The following is a 19,999-nucleotide window of genomic DNA, read 5'->3' as shown; positions in this document are numbered from 1 at the left end:
CAGCACCGGCGATGGCTGCAACCCTGCTCGCCGTACTCGGCGGGCTGAGCGCCCGTCCGGTCGCCTCCGCCGCGGAACTCGCGGCGCTCGCCGCCCCCTTCGACTTCGTGGTGACCCCGCTGAATTCGGCGCCCCCGATGGCCCACGGTGACCGGACGGTCGCTCCGGAGCTGGCACATCTGCGGTCCTGGATATCCGCCGTCGGCGCCGCCGTCGGGCTGACCGACGCCGACGGCAACGGCCGTGCCGACGACACCTGCCTGGTCGATCCGCGCGACAATTCGGTACGGGTCGCCCCGGTGCGCGGCACCGGAGATCGTTTCGCCGCCGTGCGGCTCACTCCTCCCGGAAAACCCGACCCGGCGGTCGCGCCGATGGGCTGCGTCCCGACCGACCTCACCGGGGACGGAATGACGGACTTCCTTGTCTACTACTGGGGGCGTTCCCCAGTGCTGTTTGTCCGGGCGGGAGAGGGCTACCAGGGCAGGGACCTCGTCGAGCCGGCCCAGCACTGGAACACCACCGCGACCGTGATCGCCGACATCGACGGCGACGGCAACCTGGACGTCCTGGTCGGCAACTACTTTCCAGACGGTGCGCGGATCCTGGACAGGCGAGCCGACGACGACCAGCGGATCCAGATGCAGGCCGGGATGGCCCGGGCCGGCAACGCCGGAATCAACCGGTTGCTGCTGTCCCGCCCCGGCGGACCTGGCCGCCCGCCTGTGTTTGTCGACGCCAGCACGGCGTTGCCGGACCGGTCGGCACGATCCTGGACGCTCGCGTTCGGGCTGCAGGACCTTACCGGGGACCTGCTACCTGAGATCTACGTGGCCAACGACTTCGGCCCCGACGATCTGCTGGTCAATCGGTCTACTCCGGGACGTCCGGTGTTCGAACGGGTCGAGGGGCGCAGGGATGCCACCACGCCGAAGTCGAAGGTGCTCGGCCACGACTCGTTCAAAGGCATGGGCGTGGCGTTCACCTATCGCGGCGGGCAACCGCTGCCGACCGTTCTGGTCAGCAACATCACCACTGCCTGGGGGCTGCAGGAGAGCAACTTCGCGTTCGTGCCGGAGGGATCCGGCGAGGATCTGCTACAGGGGCGGGTCCCGTACCGTGATCGAAGCGAGCAACTCGGGCTTTCTCGCAGCGGTTGGGCCTGGGACATCAAGGCCGTTGATTTCGATGCGGACGGTGCGGACGAAATCCTGCAGGCGACTGGCTACCTGCAGGGCGACCGGTGGCGCTGGCCCGAGTTACAGGAACTTGCGATGGCCAACGACCAGGTGCTCGCCCACCCCTGGGCATGGCCTAACTTCCAGCCCGGCGACGACCTGTCCGGCCATCAGCACAACCCGCTGTGGACCTACGCCGCCGACCTTTCGCCGCCCCGCTACGTCGACCTCGCGCCACGGCTCGGGCTGGGCTCACCGTGGGTGAGCAGAGGCATCGCGATCGGCGACATCGATGGTGACGGCCGGCCGGACGCGGTGATCGCCAACCAGTGGCAGGACTCCGTCGTGCTGCTCAACCGGAGCCGTACGGCATGGCCGCACACCACCATTCGCCTGCTGCGGCCCGGTCCGCGCACCGGGGCGACACCGGCGATCGGAGCACAGGTGCGAGCCGTCACACCCGGTGGCGCGCAGTTGTATGCCGAGTTGCAGCCGAGCAACGGGCACGCGGGATCGTCCGCACCGGAGTTGTTCTTCGGCACGGGCAGCGGAGCTGACACGGCCTTCGCCCTGAAGTGGCGTACGTCCGGCGGTGTTCGCCGGGCCGCAGAGATCCGGTTGTCACCGGGCATTCACACCCTGCTCCTCGATGACGACGGCACGGTCCGGTCGATAGACGACGACAAGGGACGATGAACATGATCAAGACGACCGGCATCGCGACGACCACCATCGAACCGTTCGCCGACGCCGACGAGGCCGCCGCCAGCGCCGACGCTGACCCGGCGGCGGCCCGCCGCCGGATCATCCGTACCGATCGGGCCCTCACCGACCCGAGGCTGGCTGCGGCCGTCCGTCGGCACGGCCGCCCGGCGGTACGCCAGGCGCTGCGCGACGCGCAACAGGAGGCGCGGCGCGGCGCGATCTCCCCGGACCAGGTCGTCCGACACACCGCCGATCTCGTCGATCGGCGCGCCGAAGGCGTCCGTTCGGTGATCAACGCGACCGGGGTGCTGTTGCACACCAATCTCGGCCGTGCTGTGTTGTCCGCGCCGGCCCGCCGGGCGCTTGAACGGGCCGCGGGCTGCATCGACATCGAGTACGACCTCGAGAGCGGCCGGCGGGACCGACGCGGTAGGGCCGCGCTGGAGGCGTTGGCCGCGGCCGTACCGGCTGCCGGTGCGGTACACGTCGTGAACAACAACGCGGCCGCACTGATCCTGGCCTCGGCAGCCCTGGCCAGCGGTCGCGAGGTCGTCATCAGCCGTGGCGAGATGGTGGAGATCGGTGCGGGCTTCCGGCTGACCGATCTGGTCGCCGCCGCCGGTGCCCGGCTTGTCGAGGTCGGCACCACCAACCGCACCTCGCTGGCCGACTACGCGGCCGCGGTGTGGTCGGGGACCGGATTCATCCTCAAGGTTCACCCGTCCAACTACCGGATCGACGGCTTCACCTCCCAGGTCGATGTGGGCGCGTTGGCCGGGCTCGGCGCACCGGTGGTGGTCGACATCGGCTCCGGGTTGCTGGGGCCGGAGCAGGTGCTGCCGGACGAGCCGGATGCGGACACCGCGCTGCGCGCCGGCGCGGCCCTGGTGACGGCGAGCGGCGACAAGTTGCTCGGTGGCCCGCAGGCCGGCCTGTTGCTGGGCCATCGCGAGGTGATCGCCGAGCTGCGGCGCCATCCGATGGCCCGGGCGGTACGGGTCGACAAGCTGACCCTCGCCGCCTTGGAGGCCACCGTCCGCTGTCCACCCACCCCGACCCAGCAGGCACTGCGCACGACTGTCGACGAGCTGCGGGCCCGGGCCGAGACGATCGTCGGCCGACTCACCGCAGCCGATGTGCCGGCGGCCGTGACGGACACGACAGCCGCCATCGGGGGTGGTGGAGCGCCGGGGGTACGGCTGCCGAGCTGCGCGATCAGCGTGCCACAGCACCTGTCCCGGCCGCTGCGGCGACAGCCGATCGCGGTCGTCGGCCGGGTACGCGACGGCCGACTGCTGCTCGACATGCGTTCTGTGCCAGCGGAGCTGGACGAAGTCGTGACGGCGGCGGTACTGCGGGCGGCCACGTCACCCGCTGGCCAGTCGCCGGACGAACCAGGCCGGCCCACACCCATGGCGGTCGAGCGGCGATGAGCCACGTCGTCGCCACTGCCGGTCACGTCAACCACGGCAAGTCCAGCCTGCTCCGGGCACTGACCACAATGTCGACCGACCGCCGACCGGTCGAGCGCGATACGGGTCGGACCGTGGACCTGGGGCACGTCTGGACCCACCTCGACGACGGTCGGGAGGTCAGCTTCGTCGACGTGCCGGGACACCGGCGGTTCCTCGCGAACACCTTGGCCGGGGTGGGTACCAGTCCGGTCGTCATGTTTGTGGTGGCCGCCGACGAGGGCTGGCAGCCACAGTCGTCCGAGCACCTGGCGGTGCTTGCCGCGTTGAACGTGCGGTACGGCGTTTTGGTCACGACCAAGTGCGATCGCGCGACACCGCAGTGGGCGCAGGCCGACGCGGGTCGGCGGTTGGCCGCCGCAGGCCTGCCGAACTGGCCGGCGGTGGCGGTGAGCGCTCGCACCGGTGCCGGCTTGGCCGCCCTGCGGGAGGTGCTGACCAAGGTGCTGCGGCAGGTGCCGCAGCCGGACCGGGCAGCTCCGGTCCGGCTGTGGCTGGATCGGACGTTCACGGCGGCGGGCACCGGCACTGTGGTGACTGGCACCTTGCCGGCCGGGACGGTGCGGGTCGGGGACCGGATGAAGCTGGGGCCTGACCGTCGACCGGTGGTGATCCGGGAGGTACAACGGTGCGGCAGCGCGGTGCAGGCGGCACACGGCGTCAGCCGCGTGGGTCTGGCGCTGCGCGGGCTGCCGGCCGGCGTCGCCACCCGAGGCTGGGCGCTGGTAAGTCCAGGGCACTGTTGGATGTCCACCTGTGTGGACGGGTGGCTCGACCGGCCCGGCGGCGTGGACGGCCCGGCGCCTGAGCAGGTGGACCGCCCGCTCGGTGGTCGGCCGCGCCGGCGACACCTGCCGGCGTCGCTGCGGCTGCACCTGGGTAGCGCTGTCACGATCGCCCGGGTCCGGGTGCTCGACTCTGACGGCGAGTCGCTGGCCGTCCGACTCGACCTCGATCAGCGAATGCCGTTGCTGGTTGGTGACCAGGCGGTCCTGGTCGACCCGGGGGCGGCCGGTGAACGGATCGTCGGACAGCTGACCGTCGTCGACGTCGATCCACCGCCGTTGGGTAGGCGGGGTGCCGCCGCCGCTCGCGCCTCGGCGCTGCGGGACGTGACGACGGTGCCCCGCGACACCTGGCCGCTACGGCTGCGGAAACTGATCACCGTGGCGCAGTCACGGGCCATGACGGGGGCAGCGCCGCCGACCGACGCCCTGAGCGTCGGTGGCTGGCTGCTCGATCGGGCGCACCGGGACCGCCTGCACGCCAGGCTGGTACAGCTGGTAAGCGGTGCCGGCCGGGACGGACCCGCCGAACAACCGGTTCCTACCGGGCGCGTCGACCACCCGGCCGACCGGGATGGCTCGATGCCGGTGCCCGGTGTGCCGGCCGGCCAGGCCAGATCAGTGCTCGGGCTGCCCGATTCCCGGCTGCTCGGACTGCTGCTGGCACCCGGGTTGGCCCTCGCCGGAGATCTGGTCGTCCCAGCAGACCAGCAGCGGCGGATGTCCCCACGGGTGGCGACCGCGCTGGACCGGCTGCGTGCCGCACTGAGCAAAGGATCCGGCTTCGAAGCTCCCGACGCCGACGGGCTTCGGCGGCTCGGATTCGACCCATCGGTGCTGGCGGCGGCCCGCCGTACCGGTCAGGTGCTGGTGCTGGGGCCCGCCGTGGTGCTGCCGGTCGAGGCGGAACGGGCCGCCGTCGAGGTCCTTGCCCGACTCGCGCAGCCATTCACGGTCGCGCAGGCCCGCGTCGCCCTGGGTACCACGCGTAGAGTGGCCGTGCCGCTACTGGAACATCTGGATCATCGCGGTTGGACGGTCCGATGCGCGGACGGGGGCGCCCGACGGCTGAGTCCGAGAGCGAAGACAGGAGTCGAATGATGCCCGGGTCCACCCCGCAAGCCGACCCGCCGATCGGGCCGATCCGGCTCACCCAGTATTCACGTGGTGGCGGCTGCGCCTGCAAGATCCCGGCCGGCGAGCTGGAACGGCTGGTCGCAGACCTCACATTGACGCCCTCCGGGCAGCCGCTCGTACCCGCCGGCCGGTTGCTCGTCGGTCTGGACACCGGCGACGACGCCGCCGTGATCGAGGGCCCCGGAGGTACCGCGTTGATCAGCACGGCCGACTTCTTCGGTCCGGTTGTCGACGACGCCTACGACTGGGGGCGGATCGCGGCGGCGAACGCGTTGTCCGATGTATACGCGATGGGTGGGCGGCCGGTTCTCGCGATCAACCTGCTCGGCTGGCCTCGCGAGCGGCTGCCGATGGAGTTGGCCCGGGCGGTACTCCAGGGCGGTGCCGATGTCGCGGCTCAGGCCGGATGCGCTGTGGCCGGCGGGCACAGCATCGACGACCCGGAGCCCCGCTACGGCATGGCGGTGACCGGACTGGCTGACCCCGGCCGGCTGCTGCGTAACGATCAGGGCTTGGCCGGCCTGCCACTGAGTCTGACCAAACCGCTCGGCGTCGGGGTGCTCAACGCCCGGCACAAGGCGACCGGTGAGCGCTTTCCACACGCGATCGCCGAGATGGTGCGGCTCAACCGGGACGCAGCCGAATCAGCGGTCCGGGCGGGCGTGCGGTGCGCCACCGACGTCACCGGTTTCGGACTGCTCGGCCATCTGGTCAAGCTGGCTCGGGCGAGCAGAGTGGGCGCCGTCATCGACGCGTCAGCGGTGCCCTACCTGGCGGGCGCCCGGCAGGCGGTGCGGGACGGCTATGTGTCCGGCGGCACCCGACGCAACCTGGAATGGGTACGTCCGTGGGTCGATTTCGCCGGGGTGGACGAGGAGACCGCGTTGCTGCTGGCCGACGCGCAGACTTCCGGTGGTCTGCTTGTCGCCGGTGAGGTCCCGGGCGCACCGGTGATCGGCGAACTGGTGCCATCGGGAGGCACCTTGGTAAAGATCCGCTGACCCCACACCAATCTCACCAGTCACGGGATCCGTCCCGGGGAGGTGTACGGGCGCCTGGTGACGCTCCGCGGTCTTCAAAACCGATGTGACCGGGTATCCCGGTCAGGCGGGTTCGATTCCCGTCCACCTCCGCTATCGTACGCAACCGTAGAGAGGGCGCACGCTTTTTCGTTGCATAGAAATGATCTCAGGTTCGCCGCCTGAGGAGGACATCAAATGCAACGAACTTCATTGGCCGATCGGGTCGAACGGCGGCCCTGGTCGCAGCCCGGTCGATGTGGCTGGCCATGGACGTGACGAGCCTGGTCGCCTCGGCCGCAGCTGTCATCACCGCGTTGCTCAGCTACCTGGGCGGGCGCCAGATGGCTCATCTGGCGCATCGACGTGAGGTCGCGCGGCTCGCCCGACTTGTCCGCAACGACACCGCCGCCGCCGAGCAGGCCGCAGCCCAGGCCGATGAACGGGCCCGGGGTGCGGTGCTGGCCGAGCGCAACGAGCTGCTGGCGAGGTGGCGGGTGACGTTGGACGAGGCGCGAGAGGAACGCCGCCGGCTCGTCGAGGAGCATCGTGTTGAGACCGCGCGACTACGGCAGGAACACCGCGACGAGCTGGCCGGGTACCGGGAGAGCGCCCAGGCGGTCATCGCGGATCTGCGCGTACAGAATCGCGCACTGCGTGATCAGCTCAACGCCGAATACGCGAGACGCTACGGCCGGACGACGCACGACTGAGGTGGGCCGCAATCGCAAGAGTAGAGAAGAACGGCCCGGTCCCTGGCAATGAAAATAGAGGCAGCCGGGTGATGCGGATCCGAAACAACGACCCGCGACCGGTGGACGCAGTGAACGCTGTGCCGGTAGACGACCGTGCACACCAAGAAAGGACAACCCGCACATGACAGAGATCCAGGATTTCGGACGGCAGCTCGGGGGATTCCTCGGGGGTGTCTTCGGTAACGCGGCAGGTGGCGCCGGTTCGATCTTCCAGCCGGACCCGCAGGCCGAGATCGAGGTGCGCAAGCTCCTCGCCGACCTGCAGAAGGCGTTCGCCGAAGGGGACATCGAGACGATCCTGGCCAGCCTCGCCGACGACTTCACCACCTACGAACTGGGTGCCACCGACGGCTCTCCGTTGGAGATCACCGACCCGGGCGTGATGCGTGAGTACCTGACCACGCTCTTCCCCAGTGCGGGCGAGACCCAGAACAAGTCGATCAGCGCCACCCGGGTGGTGGCCACCGCGAACATGGGTTTCACCCTGGAGGGTGGAGACGTCGTGATCGCCCGCGCCGACGGGACCTTCGAGCACCAGCCACTCAACGCGACCGCGGTGGCGGTGCGTACCGCCGATGGCTGGAAGTGGCTGCACTGGCACATGTCCGAGGCGGGGTCCCGGTTCCGGGTGAACGCCAACGGCGTCCGTGTCGACCTGGCCACCGGAGCTCCGTTGCCCGGACCGACTGACTGAGCCCAGCTCCCCGGCCATCGCCGGCTGTCCGTCCAGGAGGACATTCACCATGGACCAGAACGTCGTCGGGCAGCAGGCCCCGACGGTCGAACACAACAACAACGGTGAGGAAAACACCTACCCGAACTATGTGGCGTGCTTCCATAAGGGCCTGCCGCACGACGACGATGGCGAGGTCGACCCGAACGCGTACCGCCAACTGCTGCGGGCGCTAGCCAGTCGGTCGCCGGAGAGCTTCGAGCGCGTCCCGATGGGCACCGTGGACGGCGTACGGCTGACAAACCCCCTCGCCGGGCTGGCCCGGCACGCCTCCGGCACGCCCAGCGATCGGTTCAGGCTCCGACCGGCACCCCGGTTGGACGGTGCCGAGCATTCTGCGGAAATGGTGGAACTGTACTGGATGGCGCTTTGTCGCGACGTGCCTTTCGCCGAGTTCGGCTCGGACCCGACGGTGGCTGAGGCTGCGGCTGAGCTCGGCGCGCTCAGCGACTACCGGGCTCCCCGCTCGGACGGATCGGTCACCGCGGCCACCGTCTTCCGTGGCGACACCCCGGGCGACCTGGCCGGGCCGTACCTGTCTCAGTTCCTGCTGCGTGATCTGCAGTTCGGCACGTTCCGTACGCAGCAGCGTCAGGACACGGTGCGTCCCGGCCAGGACTACATGACAACCTGGAACACCTGGTTGAAGATCCAACGCGGATTCAGCCGAGGCCTCGGGCCGCAGGACCGGGATCGCAACCGCACGCGGTATCTCGCAACCCCCCGCGACCTGGCCCACTACGTGCACTTCGACGCCACCCAGAGCCCATTTCAGCCATACCTTCACGCGGCGCTGATCCTGCAGGACCTGGACATGCCGCTGGACGCCAACCTGCCGTACCAGTGGTCGATCAACCAGCTCGGGTTCGGGACCTTCGGTTGGCCGCATCTGTACGACCTGGTGACCGGATCGACCGCCCGCGCGTTGCGGACCGTATGGTTCCAGAAGTGGTGGGTCCACCGGCGGCTGCGTCCCGAAGCGTCTGCCGGGTTGGTACACAAGCACCTCTCCGGGCGTCGCCGATACGACTTCCTCCACCATGAGGTGCTCGAATCGGAGGCGGCCCGGCGCAGCTTCGCTCGCAACGGAAGCTACCTGCTACCGCAGGCATATCCGGAGGGTTCGCCCACCCATCCGTCGTACGGTGCCGGACACGCGGCGGTGGCCGGTGCCGGCGCGACGCTGCTGAAGGCGTGGTTCGACGAGACCGCGGTGATTCCGAATCCGGTCGAGGTGAGCCCGGACGGCACCACCCTGATTCCCTACCTGGGCTCGGATGCCGCACGGATGACCGTCGGCGGGGAGCTCGACAAGCTCGCGGCGAATATCGCGATCGGTCGCAACATTGCCGGTGTGCACTACCGCAGCGACTACGCCGCCTCGCTCGAACTCGGCGAACAGGTCGCCATCGACATGTTGCGTAGTCAGCGGGGGTGGTTCGAGGAGAACTATTCGCTGACCCTGACTCGATTCAACGGGCAGTCCGTGACCATCTGACCGGATTGCCGCGGGTGTCCCGCCGGCGGGCTGACCACAGCCACCGGCGGGACACCCCCCTGTCCGCGAGACATCTGATCGACCTCCGAGGAGAAGCGCCATGCCGACCTATCCACCTGTCGGAGTCGAGCCCGCACCGACTCCGGCCGTGACGTCGACCGTCGCCGACCGACGCACTCCGGCGCTGCGCCGGTTCGCGGTCTCCATCACGGTCCTCACCGTGGCGGGGCACTGGTTCCTGGGATTCGAACAGGCACCGATCGTTCCGCTCGTCGTGGTCGGCTACGCGTACCTGTTGGACCTCGCGTTCGAGTGGTCGACCTCGTGGGCGCAGCGTCGGCGTCCGGGATTCGCGGGAGGCTGGCGTCGTCTGGTCGACCATCTGCTGCCCACCCACATCAGCGCGCTCGCCTGCGCGATGTTGCTGTACGCGAACTCGTCGCCATGGCCGTACCTGTTCGCGATCACCGCGGCGGTGTCCAGCCGCTACCTGATCCGGATTCGAATCGACGGACGGCACCGGCACGTGCTGAACCCGTCGAACGCCGGCATCACACTGACCCTGCTGCTGTTCTCCTGGGTGAGTATCGCGCCGCCGTACCAGTTCACCGCGGACATCGGAGGGGCGCTCGACTGGCTGGTGCCGGCGGCTGTGCTAATGGCGGGCACGGTGATCAACGCAAAGTTGACCGGTCGGATGCCGCTGATCGTCGGTTGGCTCGCCGGGTTCGCCGGGCAGGCCGTGGCGCGATGGCTCCTCGCCGATCACGCGTTGCCGGCGGCCTTGATGCCGATGTCCGGCCTGGCGTTCATTCTGTTCACCAACTACATGATCACCGATCCGGGCACGACACCGCACCGGCCCGTCAACCAGGTCCTGTTCGGAGTGACGACCGCGATGGTCTACGGCTTGCTCGTTCTGTCACACGTGTCGTACGGGCTGTTCCTGGCGCTGACCATCGTGTGTGTGATGCGGGGGGCGTTGTTGGCCGGCTTGGGCCTGCGACGACGGGTGCCGGTGGTCCGCCCCTAGGTCTCGACCGACCATCGGGGATGGTAGCTGCCAGCGTCATCGGGGCAGGGCAGGCTCGCACCGAGCCGGCCCTGCCCCGTGTCCTCGGATCGTCGTACGCGGCTCAGGCCGGGGTGCCGGCGCTCGCACAGCCGGTCGAGCACCCGCCGGCGTCTACGCTGCCCGGTGCCGCCCGGTCCAGGACGAGCCGGAGCAGCGCGGGGGTCAACTCCACGGGCGGATCGATCGGCCGCGGCCGTCTCAGGGCGATCTGAAAGGCCCGAACCGAGCCGCCGTCTCTAATCACAATCGGACTCCCGGACAGCCCGATGAAGTCTGCGGGTACCGCCGGCCGGGCTAGCACGTCGGTCAGCCGCGCGCCAGGGTGGAAGCCCAGCGCCACCGCCTGATAGGTGCCGTCGGGCATCGGCGCGATCCGGGTGAGGCGGTTCGTCCGCAGCACGCTGTATCCGACGGGTGTGTCAGCGTCAGTTTCGGCGTCGGATCGGAACATGGCCAGCACCGCGCAACCGCCCTCTGCCGGGCCGCCGGTCACCGTGCCGACCGGGCCAGGGGCGGTGAGCCCGTTGTCGAGGTGGGTGACGAGATCGATGAGCCGGACTCTGCCGAACGAGGCGAGGGCCACCCGGAAGCGGCGCGGCGACATACCAGTGAGTTTGCTGAATTGACCGATGAAGGTGCCAAGGCTGGAATATCCCACCTCGATGCAGATCTCGGTTACGCTCAGGTCCGTTGTCAACAGCAGCCGCCGAGCCTCGGCCATTCTGAGTGCGGCCAGGAAACGGGCCGGAGTAGTGGACGTCAGGTAACGAAAAACGCGGTGGAAATGAAATGGGCTCAGTAGCGCGGCCTGGGCGATGTCGGATAGGCGCTGCGGCTCGGAGAGGTTCTCGGTCATGTACGCGACGGCGCGTGCGACCGAATCGATCCGGGCGCTGTCGGTTGGGCTGCCGAGGCAAGCTGTCACGGCGGTGCATGCGGCGATTTGAGTGCAGCCCATGCAATTTGCTCCCTGTTTTACCGACGAGACCGTGGCGATTGTCATGAATGTGCCTCCTCTTTTTCCGGGCAGGGCCTGGGCGATGGCGTGGTTGCTCGTTTCATCGCCTGCTCTGCGTCCGGACCTGGCCACCGGTCGCCTCATGGTTGAGGTCGGGGCGAGGGTCTCGAGGCTTGCCTGGCCGGAGCAAGCCATACGGATCGGTCGTCGCCTGACCGGGTGGGCTGAGTTGGATGTCAGTCAACACCGCGCCTAGCCCTCGTAATAGATGGAATCTTGCTAATGGCTACTGCTGTGCAAGCGAATCAGAAGGTGTCGAGGCATCGACTCCCGTGGTGGTCGTGAACCCGCGGGGTGGGGATGTTCGGCTGGGCCGGGTGCCTGCGCGCAAGCTTCATCGAGTTCCCGTCGACAGTTGATATTCGCAGGTCACGCCGCTCCTGTCGGTTGAAAGTCGGGTAACTCCCGAGGAGTGGGCCCGCTTTCGACCGGTGGCAGTCCGTGTCAATACTGGCGATAAGGACCAACATGCTGATAGTTCCCCCGAGGTGGTTTATTCGGGTATCGGCTTGGGTGCAACCGCGTGGTGCCCGACGACAGGAACCGGGGCGGGCGACGTCGCCCGCCCCGGTCGTGGGGAAATCCTGGTCAGTTCATCCAGTTGGTACGCGGGCAGAACTGCACGCCTTCGATGTCGGCGACACCGTCCTGGTCGGAGTCCACGTCACCGTCACGGGTCGAGTAGATGTCGAGCGAGTTCGCGTCGATGGCGCCGTCGCCGTTCCAGTCGACCAGCTTGCCCTTGAAGGTTCCGACGATGAAGGCATTGGCCAGCGGCCCGCTCGGGGTGTCCAACGTTCCCAGGATGCTGTTGCCGGGGAACAGGACATCCTCCAGCGAGCTGCCCCGCATCGTGTCGAAGTTGAGGTAGCCCCAGGTGTGCACTCGCCCGCGGACGTAGCGGATCGCCGGCTCGCCCTTGATCAGCATGTTCGGGTCCAGCGTCCATTCACCGGAGCGCTTGGCCGCGACCATCTCGTTGCGGTGACCCAGCGAGTCGTCGTCGGCCCGTCCGGAGAGGAAGACCGGACGCAGCCCTCGCGATTCGAAGTAGAAGCTGCCACGACCGGCGTTGGCGTGGTTGGTCAGGCCGCGGAACACGAAGTTCTCGGTGTGCGGCGAACCGTCCTCATGCAGGCCGTCGAGGGTCTTGCTGATGATCAGCTTCTGGTTCCGGGTGTCGACGTTCGGGCATGCGTGCGCCTGCCCGTAGCTGCGTGCCAGGCCCTGCGGCGAGAGAGTGATCTTGCCCCAGTTGCGGCCGCTTTCGTCCAACGCGACGTAGACGTCGCAGTGGATGTTCAGCAGGATGGTTTCGTCGAACGTCCGACTCGAGTCGTAGGTGAACGACCGGTTGTCGAACGACGGCAGGCCGGTGCGCAGTTCCGAACCGAACAGCCGGGCCCACTCGCCGACATCCGGGTCGTCGTCGTTGGCGTGCCGGTCCAGCACGCGCAGCGCATCGGTGCCGCCGATCTTCTCCAGGGCCCAGAGCGCGTTCCACCGGACCTGCCGGTCGGAGTCGTTGGCGACCGCCTCGGCGAGCAGGTCGACGGCACCGCTGAGCCGCCGGTCCATCGCCTGGTACAGCGACTGCTCCCGGATCATCGGGTCCCGGTGGTGCAGGGCCTCGTACTCGACCTGCTCGTCAGTGCGAGCGTCGAGCCGGACCGCGCCGCGCTCCAGCATGTCGCCGAACTCGCTGTTGAGTAGCGCGGGATCGCCCTCGAGGTAGTGCTCCCACTCCGGAGCGCTTCCAGCGCCGCCGGTGGTGGCGCTGACCGATTGAAGCGTCATTCTCACATCACCCTTTCTCTGGTGTGGCTGTCGTGGTGCCGGACCTATTCAGATGGCGGCGCGTTTCGGAAGCAGAAACTGATCGTTCGCTTACCGCCCTCGAGAACCGCGTCGAGCTGCGTGAGCGGTTCCGACTAAGTGGTTGACGTGACTTGTGCGCGCCGGTGGAGTCGAGGCACTCCGATGCGGGGAGGTCTCGCCGGTCGCTGCTTCGCCGACCGGTGCACCGGTTGCGCGCTGACACCAGATTTCGCCATCGCCGTGCTGGCCGTCCAGTACTGGACGGTGAGCTAGCAAGAACGCAGAAACAGCGGCGGTTCGAGGCGCCGGGATAGCTGTCTGGCGGTGGATCAGCCGAGAGTTTGCCCATCTCTGTCGTGGCCGTATGGGAGATCGGCGACGCAACCCTAGCCTGATCCGCGACGACCTCGAGAACGGTCGTCACGACCAGGAGGAGGAACAATGCCGTTCTCGCTTGCCTTCATCAGCCAGGGCGCGCACCGTCGACCGCGTCGGCCGATCCGCCATCATCCGGCGGTCCGGGTGCTCACGATCTGCGGTCACCTGACGCGCATCGTCCTTCGGGCTGCGGTCGCACTCAGCGGGGCCGGTTTGCGGGGACGTCTAGCCGACCGGTACGCCTGGCAGCGGTTGGCCGGTGACCTGCTCGCCGACGCGGCCGAGCGACTCGGTCCGACGTACATCAAATTCGGTCAGATCCTCGCCACCCGGGTCGACGTCGTCCCACCCGCGGTGGCCGCGCGGCTTGGTCGGCTGTTCGACAAGGTCACACCGCCGTCGATCCGGCCGCCGATCACCGGGAGCGTCGGTGCCGCACTCGATGGCGGTGTCGGTGGTCTGCGGCGAGTAGCCGCAGGTAGCGTCGCGGTGGTCTACCGGGGCCGGCTCCGAACCGGAGAACAGGTCGCGGTGAAGGTGATCAGGCCCGGGATCGATGCCGTGATCGACACGGATCTCGCGCTGTTACGCGTGGCCGCCCGCGGCGTCAGCACGCTGCCCAGGTTTCGGCGCGCACCACTGGTGGAACTCGTCGACCAGCTCGGTGCCGCGATACGTCGGCAGCTCGACCTGTGCGCCGAGGCTGATGCGTTGCGCCGGCTCCGCCGAAACCTGGCGCATCTCGATGGGGTACGGGTGCCCAGCGTGTACCGCGAACTGTCGGACCGGACGGTGCTGGTGACCGAATACCTGTCGGACATCCGCCTCAGCCTCCCCGCCGCGCCTCCGCAGACGGCCCTGGTGACAGCCATGCGGGCAGCCTTCCAGATGGTCTTCGTTGACGGATTCGTGCACTGTGACCTGCACCCCGGCAACCTACATCTGGCAGCGCACCGGGTGACCGTGCTCGACGCCGGCTTCGTTCACGAGCTCACCCCGATCGCCCGGCGGGCCTTCGCGGAGTTCTTCCAGGCGATGGCGTCCGGCGCGGGTGACCGGTGCGCCGAAATTCTCCTGGCCACGGCCGACCGGGTCGAGCCCCCGGCAGACCTCGTCGGGTTCCGCTGCGACATCGCGGCGCTGGTGGTCGCGGCGGCTGGCCGGCCCGCAGGTGAATTCAACCTTGCGGATTTCGCATACCGGATGTTCGCCGCCCAACGCACGCGCGGCCTCTACGCAGATGTCCAGTTCGTCTATCCGATCTTGGCGCTTCTCGTTTTGGAAGGTCGGGTGCGCCAGCACGCGCCGGACGTCGATTTTCAGCGGGTGGCCATGCCCTACGTGCTGCGGGCGCTGGCTGACACCGTCTCGCTGCCGGGCTGGCGGCCGTCGCCGACCCGATAGCCAGCGAACCGCGGCGTTCGCAAAGTCGGAGAAGATCGGCGGCACCCGGTTCCAGACGATGGGTACATCGCTACCAGATCGAACATCCTGGAGTCGTAACATGCCGTGCTCATGGCGATCACTGCGCCGCCGACTGCTGACCCTCACCCCGGACGGGACGGTGGCCGTCCGTCGTGGAACTGGCCTGGCTGACACCACTACCCGAAGCGTCTTCGAGATGGTGGACCGCACGGTACAGGCCGGCTTCGACGCGGCCCTGGACTCGACCAGCGTCGGCGAGCTGGAGGCCCGGTTGGACCGCACCGCGCGGGACTTCAGAAGCTTCGCGTACGAGGGGGCCGCGGCGGCGTACGCGATGCTCGACGCGGTGGCCCCGACCCGGACCCGTCGGGTGGGCCGACTGCTGACTGGACGCGGCGCGGCACATCGCTTCCTGATCTACTTCGGGGTCGGGCGGGCGATAGGCCGGCTGCCCCGGTTCCGGTGGCGGTCGGTGCTGCCCGCCGACCCGGTGCTGCACTGGCTGGCAGTCGATGGCCTCGGCTTTCACCGGGCGACCCTCGACCCGATCAGGCATGTTCGCCAGCAGTACCGGGCCGACGTGGCGGGATGGCCGCACGGAGACTTCCGGCACTACCTGGATCGCGCGCTTGACCAAGGCACCGGCCGGGCGATGTGGTTCGTGGAGGGTGCCGACGTCGACCGGGTGATCGCGACCGTCAGGCGGTTCCCGGCCGACCGTCACGACGATCTGGTCAGCGGCGTCGGTTACGCGGCGACCTACACCGGCGGGGTGAGTGAGCCGGCGCTGCGTCGGCTGTGGCAACTCAGCGGCGAGCATCGCTCCTTCCTGGCTCAGGGCGCGGCTTTCGCCGCGCTGGCTCGCGACCGGGCAGGGCTGGTCAACGCGCACACGCGGACGGCGGTGGCCGTGCTGTGCGGCACCAGCGTCGAACAGGCGGCCGACATCGCTGAACGATCGGAGACCGATCTGTCACCGGACGGTGCGCTGCCGAGTTACGAGGTCTGGCGACAGCGGATCGCTGACCGGTTCACCTCCCGCAGCCGTCGCTAGTACCCCGACGAGGAGGGTGCCGAGCACCGCCCCGGACAGGCCCCATAGCACGCTTCTCACCCGACGGTTCCTCCTCCGCGTACCCGGTGCGACCCGACGCCGCGACACGCCGAACACAGTATCTGGTGTTGCGTCTTCTAGCTTGCTCCCATATATGGTGTACCCCGCAGCTGGTTCGGCCGCCCCTCGGCGGTGGTCGAGGCAAGAGGGAACCCGGTGTGAGTCCGGGACTGCCCCGCAGCGGTGAGTGGGAACGACCGCCGTCACCGAGCACTGGGCCCGTGGCGGGTCCGGGAAGCGACGGCCAATAGGCACGAGCACGACGCCCACGAGTCCGAAGACCTGCCAGCGTGCCGCACGCGTCGCGTGCGGTGGTCGAAGGCCGCGCGGGACGGCCGACGCCGACGACCGGTCGACACCCGGCGGAGCAGACCGTCAGGTGAGTGACCGGTGGCGTCCTCCCCGCGTGTCCGTCGACCGGTGGACAGGCACGACAAGGGGAACCGATGCAGGTACGCAAGCGCAACGGCGACACCGAACCGGTGGACGTCAACAAGATCGTCAAGGCGGTCGAACACTGGGTCGCCGACCTGGACGAGGTCGACCCGCTGCGGGTGGCGACCCGGACGATCAGCGGACTGTACGACGGGGCGACAACCGCCGAGCTGGACAAGCTGTCCATTCAGACGGCGGCAGAGCTGATCGGCGAGGAGCCGCAGTACTCGAAGCTGGCGGCCCGGCTGCTCGCCGCCTACGTGGACAAGGAGGTCCGCGGCCAGCAGGTGGCCAGCTTCAGCCAGTCCATCCGCTACGCCCACGGCCTCGGGCTGATCGGCGACGACACCGCGGCCTTCGTCGCCCGCAACGCCCGCAAACTCGACGACGCCGTCGACGTCGACGGCGACCTGCGCTTCGAGTACTTCGGGCTGCGTACGGTGGCCGACCGCTACCTGCTGCGGCATCCGCAGACCCGGCTGGTGGTGGAGACGCCCCAGTACTGGCTGCTGCGGGTGGCGTGCGGGCTGTCCCAGACGCCGGCCGAGGCGGTCGACTTCTACCGGCTGATCTCCAGCCTGGCCTATCTGCCCAGCTCACCGACGTTGTTCAACTCGGGCACCCGGCACACCCAGATGTCGTCGTGCTTCCTGGTCGACTCGCCGCGCGACGAGCTCGACTCGATCTACGAGCGTTACCACCAGGTGGCGAAGCTGTCGAAGTTCTCCGGCGGGATCGGCATCTCCTGGTCGCGGATCCGTGGCCGGGGCGCGCTGATCCGGGGCACCAACGGCAGGTCGAACGGCATCGTGCCGTTCCTCAAGACCCTCGACGCCGGGGTCGCGGCGGTCAACCAGGGCGGCCGCCGCAAGGGCGCCGCCTGCGTCTACCTGGAGCCGTGGCACCCGGACGTCGAGGAGTTCCTGGAGCTGCGGGACAACACCGGCGAGGACGCCCGGCGCACCCACAACCTCAACCTGGCCAACTGGATCCCGGACGAGTTCATGCGGCGGGTCGAGGCGGACGCCGACTGGTCGCTGATCGACCCGTCCGACGCACCCGAGCTACCCGACCTGTACGGCGAGGCGTTCGACGAGGCGTACCGCGCGGCGGAGAAGAAAGCGGTCCGGACGGTCAAGGCCCGCGACCTGTACGGGCGGATGATGCGCACCCTGGCGCAGACCGGCAACGGGTGGATGACGTTCAAGGACGCCGCGAACCGGCTGTCCAACCAGACCGGCGAGCCGGGCAACACGATCCACCTGTCCAATCTGTGCACCGAGATCCTCGAGGTCAACAGCGACACCGAGACCGCCGTGTGCAACCTCGGGTCGATCAACCTCGGCGCGCACGTCACCGCCGACGGCGTCGACTGGGACAAGCTGCGCGCCACGGTCCGTACCGCCGTGGTGTTTCTCGACCGGGTGATCGACATCAACTACTACCCGGCGGCGCAGGCGGCGGCGTCGAACCCGCGCTGGCGGCCGGTCGGGCTGGGGTTGATGGGCCTGCAGGACGCGTTCTTCACGCTGCGGCTGCCGTTCGACTCGGCGCCGGCCCGGGAGCTGTCCACCCGCGTCCAGGAGGAGATCTTCCTGACCGCGCTGGAGACCTCCGCCGGGCTCGCCGAACGGTTCGGCCCGCATCCGGCGTACGCCGAGACCCGGGCCGCCCGGGGCGAGCTGCACCCGGACCTGTGGGGTGCCGAGGTCGGCCAGCCCGAACGGTGGGCCCGACTCCGGTCGACGATCGCCGCACACGGCCTGCGGAACTCGCTGCTGGTCGCGATCGCGCCGACCGCGACGATCGCCTCGATCGCCGGCTGCTACGAGTGCATCGAGCCGCAGGTGTCCAACCTGTTCAAGCGCGAAACCATGTCCGGGGAGTTCCTGCAGATCAACACCTACCTGGTCGGCGAGTTGAAGGCGCGCGGGCTGTGGACGGCACCGGTCCGGGAGCAGATCAAGCGGGCCGAGGGGTCGGTGCAGGGCATCGCGGACCTGCCCGCCGACGTGCGGGAGCTGTTCCGTACCGCATGGGAGCTGCCGCAGCGGGCGCTGATCGACCTGGCCGCCGCCCGCGCCCCGTACGTCGACCAGTCGCAGTCGCTGAACCTGTTCCTCAGCGCACCGACCATCGGCAAGCTGTCCTCGATGTACCTGTATGCCTGGAAGTCCGGGCTGAAAACCACCTACTACCTGCGGTCGCGCCCGGCGACCCGGATCCAGCAGGCCACCGTCGGCATTGCGCCGACCGCCGGGCCGACCGCCTCGCCGACCGTCAGGCCGGTCGTCGCGACCAGCGACGACGAAGCGCTGGCCTGCTCCCTGGAAAACCCCGAAACCTGTGAGGCCTGCCAGTGACCACCGTCTCCGGAACCAGCAGCGCAACCGCGACCGCCGCCGCCAGCGACGCCACGACCGGAGCGGGTCGGCGGCAGCTGCTGCTCGACCCCGGTATGGACCTGACCCTGCGGCCGATGCGGTACCCGCAGTTCTTCGACCGGTTCCGGGACGCGATCAAGAACACCTGGACGGTGGAGGAGGTCGACCTGCACTCCGACCTGCCGGACCTGGCCAGACTGTCGCCGGCCGAGCAGCACCTGGTGTCTCGGCTCGTCGCGTTCTTCGCCACCGGCGACACCATTGTCGCGAACAACCTGGTGCTCAACCTCTACCAGCACGTCAACTCCCCGGAAGGACGGCTCTACCTGTCCCGGCAACTGTTCGAGGAGGCGGTGCACGTCCAGTTCTACCTGAACCTGCTGGACACCTACGTGCCGGACGAGCGGGAGCGGTTCGCGGCGTTCGCGGCGGTGGAGAACATCCCGTCGATCGCCCGCAAGGCCGAGTTCTGCTTCAGGTGGATCGACTCGATCTTCGAGTTGCGGGAGCTGCGTACCCGCGCCGACCGGCGGGCCTTCCTGCTGAACCTGATCTGCTTCGCCGCCTGCATCGAAGGGCTGTTCTTCTACGGCGCATTCGCGTACGTGTACTTCCTGCGGTCCCGGGGGCTGCTGCACGGCCTCGCCTCGGGCACCAACTGGGTGTTCCGCGACGAGTCGATGCACATGGCGTTCGCCTTCGACGTGGTGGACACGGTCCGCGCCGAGGAGCCGGAGCTGTTCGACGCCGAGATGGAGGAGCAGGTCAGGCAGATGCTGGCCGAGGCGGTGGAGTGCGAGGTGCAGTTCGCCGCGGACCTGCTCGACCAGGGCGTGTCCGGGATGTCATTGGCCGACATGCGGGAGTATCTGCAGCACGTCGCCGACCGGCGGCTCGCGGTGCTCGGCATCGAGCCGATGTACGGGTCGAAGAACCCGTTCGCCTTCATGGAGCTGCAGGACGTGCAGGAGCTGTCCAACTTCTTCGAGCGGCGGGTGTCGGCGTACCAGGTCGGGGTGACCGGCTCGGTGACCTTCGACGACGACTTCTGACCCGCGTACCGGCCCGGG

Annotated in this window: 14 protein-coding genes, 1 tRNA gene and 1 riboswitch; of the genes, 13 read left to right on the top strand and 2 right to left on the bottom strand. The window is 68.8% G+C overall.

Going from position 1 to position 19,999, the window contains the following annotated elements; translation table 11 throughout:
• Positions 1 to 11: 11 nt before the first annotated feature.
• The 9 genes from O7553_RS22580 (at position 12) to O7553_RS22540 (ending at position 10,315) form a co-directional block, all read left to right on the top strand.
• Positions 12 to 1,874: a VCBS repeat-containing protein gene (locus tag O7553_RS22580; protein WP_281551675.1), complete on the top strand. Its 1,863-nt coding sequence runs from the start codon at positions 12 to 14 to the stop codon at positions 1,872 to 1,874.
• A gap of 2 nt (positions 1,875 to 1,876) precedes the next feature.
• The gene (gene selA, locus O7553_RS22575; protein ID WP_281551674.1) at positions 1,877 to 3,316 is read left to right on the top strand and encodes an L-seryl-tRNA(Sec) selenium transferase; all 1,440 of its coding nucleotides are present in this window, start codon (positions 1,877 to 1,879) and stop codon (positions 3,314 to 3,316) included.
• A complete protein-coding gene (locus O7553_RS22570; protein ID WP_281551673.1) occupies positions 3,313 to 5,241 on the top strand; it encodes a SelB C-terminal domain-containing protein in 1,929 nt (642 codons plus the stop codon). The genes selA and O7553_RS22570 overlap by 4 nt, the downstream gene beginning before the upstream one ends.
• Positions 5,238 to 6,278 carry a selenide, water dikinase SelD gene (gene selD, locus O7553_RS22565; protein WP_281551672.1) on the top strand — a complete coding sequence of 347 codons (1,041 nt, stop codon included), beginning with the start codon at positions 5,238 to 5,240 and terminating at the stop codon, positions 6,276 to 6,278. Before O7553_RS22570 ends, selD begins: the two co-directional genes overlap by 4 nt.
• A 38-nt stretch (positions 6,279 to 6,316) precedes the next feature.
• Positions 6,317 to 6,410, top strand: a tRNA-Sec gene (locus O7553_RS22560).
• 155 nt (positions 6,411 to 6,565) lie between these two features.
• Positions 6,566 to 7,009: a hypothetical protein gene (locus tag O7553_RS22555; protein ID WP_281551671.1), complete on the top strand. Its 444-nt coding sequence runs from the start codon at positions 6,566 to 6,568 to the stop codon at positions 7,007 to 7,009.
• A gap of 163 nt (positions 7,010 to 7,172) precedes the next feature.
• The gene (locus tag O7553_RS22550; RefSeq protein ID WP_281551670.1) at positions 7,173 to 7,745 is read left to right on the top strand and encodes a nuclear transport factor 2 family protein; all 573 of its coding nucleotides are present in this window, start codon (positions 7,173 to 7,175) and stop codon (positions 7,743 to 7,745) included.
• Positions 7,746 to 7,794: 49 nt separating this feature from the next.
• On the top strand, positions 7,795 to 9,282 hold the full coding sequence (locus O7553_RS22545) for a phosphoesterase (protein ID WP_281551669.1): 1,488 nt from the start codon (positions 7,795 to 7,797) through the stop codon (positions 9,280 to 9,282).
• Between the two features lie 100 nt (positions 9,283 to 9,382).
• Positions 9,383 to 10,315 carry a hypothetical protein gene (locus O7553_RS22540; protein WP_281551668.1) on the top strand — a complete coding sequence of 311 codons (933 nt, stop codon included), beginning with the start codon at positions 9,383 to 9,385 and terminating at the stop codon, positions 10,313 to 10,315.
• A 103-nt stretch (positions 10,316 to 10,418) separates the two neighbouring features.
• Here O7553_RS22540 and O7553_RS22535 read toward each other — a convergent pair whose 3' ends face one another.
• A complete protein-coding gene (locus O7553_RS22535; protein WP_281551667.1) occupies positions 10,419 to 11,360 on the bottom strand; it encodes an AraC family transcriptional regulator in 942 nt (313 codons plus the stop codon).
• A gap of 603 nt (positions 11,361 to 11,963) precedes the next feature.
• Entirely contained in the window at positions 11,964 to 13,172 is a 1,209-nt protein-coding gene (locus O7553_RS22530) for a HEAT repeat domain-containing protein (protein WP_281551666.1), read from the bottom strand.
• A gap of 462 nt (positions 13,173 to 13,634) precedes the next feature.
• Between O7553_RS22530 and O7553_RS22525 the strand changes: the two genes are divergently transcribed.
• From O7553_RS22525 to O7553_RS22510, 4 genes are all read left to right on the top strand, one after another.
• Positions 13,635 to 14,975, top strand: a complete 1,341-nt coding sequence (locus tag O7553_RS22525; RefSeq protein WP_281551665.1) for an AarF/UbiB family protein — start codon at positions 13,635 to 13,637, stop codon at positions 14,973 to 14,975.
• A 58-nt stretch (positions 14,976 to 15,033) separates the two neighbouring features.
• On the top strand, positions 15,034 to 16,050 hold the full coding sequence (locus O7553_RS22520) for a DUF1702 family protein (protein ID WP_348651181.1): 1,017 nt from the start codon (positions 15,034 to 15,036) through the stop codon (positions 16,048 to 16,050).
• Positions 16,051 to 16,204: 154 nt separating this feature from the next.
• Positions 16,205 to 16,415: riboswitch (cobalamin riboswitch) on the top strand.
• 141 nt (positions 16,416 to 16,556) lie between these two features.
• A complete protein-coding gene (locus O7553_RS22515; protein ID WP_281551663.1) occupies positions 16,557 to 18,908 on the top strand; it encodes a ribonucleoside-diphosphate reductase subunit alpha in 2,352 nt (783 codons plus the stop codon).
• On the top strand, positions 18,905 to 19,981 hold the full coding sequence (locus tag O7553_RS22510) for a ribonucleotide-diphosphate reductase subunit beta (RefSeq protein WP_281551662.1): 1,077 nt from the start codon (positions 18,905 to 18,907) through the stop codon (positions 19,979 to 19,981). Before O7553_RS22515 ends, O7553_RS22510 begins: the two co-directional genes overlap by 4 nt.
• The last annotated feature ends 18 nt before the right edge of the window (positions 19,982 to 19,999 follow it).

Origin of the sequence: Solwaraspora sp. WMMA2059 (genome assembly GCF_027497315.1) — a bacterium.
Lineage (GTDB): Bacteria > Actinomycetota > Actinomycetes > Mycobacteriales > Micromonosporaceae > Micromonospora_E.
This window is presented reverse-complemented; position numbering and strand designations above follow the sequence as displayed.

Coding starts and splice junctions, on each gene's coding strand:
- O7553_RS22525 (WP_281551665.1), top strand. CDS start 13,635: ATGCCGTTCTCGCTTGCCTTCATCAGCCAGGGCGCGCACCGTCGACCG.
- O7553_RS22570 (WP_281551673.1), top strand. CDS start 3,313: ATGAGCCACGTCGTCGCCACTGCCGGTCACGTCAACCACGGCAAGTCC.
- O7553_RS22520 (WP_348651181.1), top strand. CDS start 15,034: ATGGGTACATCGCTACCAGATCGAACATCCTGGAGTCGTAACATGCCG.
- O7553_RS22545 (WP_281551669.1), top strand. CDS start 7,795: ATGGACCAGAACGTCGTCGGGCAGCAGGCCCCGACGGTCGAACACAAC.
- O7553_RS22580 (WP_281551675.1), top strand. CDS start 12: ATGGCTGCAACCCTGCTCGCCGTACTCGGCGGGCTGAGCGCCCGTCCG.
- O7553_RS22550 (WP_281551670.1), top strand. CDS start 7,173: ATGACAGAGATCCAGGATTTCGGACGGCAGCTCGGGGGATTCCTCGGG.
- selD (WP_281551672.1), top strand. CDS start 5,238: ATGATGCCCGGGTCCACCCCGCAAGCCGACCCGCCGATCGGGCCGATC.
- O7553_RS22530 (WP_281551666.1), bottom strand. CDS start 13,172: ATGACGCTTCAATCGGTCAGCGCCACCACCGGCGGCGCTGGAAGCGCT.
- O7553_RS22555 (WP_281551671.1), top strand. CDS start 6,566: ATGGACGTGACGAGCCTGGTCGCCTCGGCCGCAGCTGTCATCACCGCG.
- O7553_RS22540 (WP_281551668.1), top strand. CDS start 9,383: ATGCCGACCTATCCACCTGTCGGAGTCGAGCCCGCACCGACTCCGGCC.
- O7553_RS22535 (WP_281551667.1), bottom strand. CDS start 11,360: ATGACAATCGCCACGGTCTCGTCGGTAAAACAGGGAGCAAATTGCATG.
- O7553_RS22515 (WP_281551663.1), top strand. CDS start 16,557: ATGCAGGTACGCAAGCGCAACGGCGACACCGAACCGGTGGACGTCAAC.
- selA (WP_281551674.1), top strand. CDS start 1,877: ATGATCAAGACGACCGGCATCGCGACGACCACCATCGAACCGTTCGCC.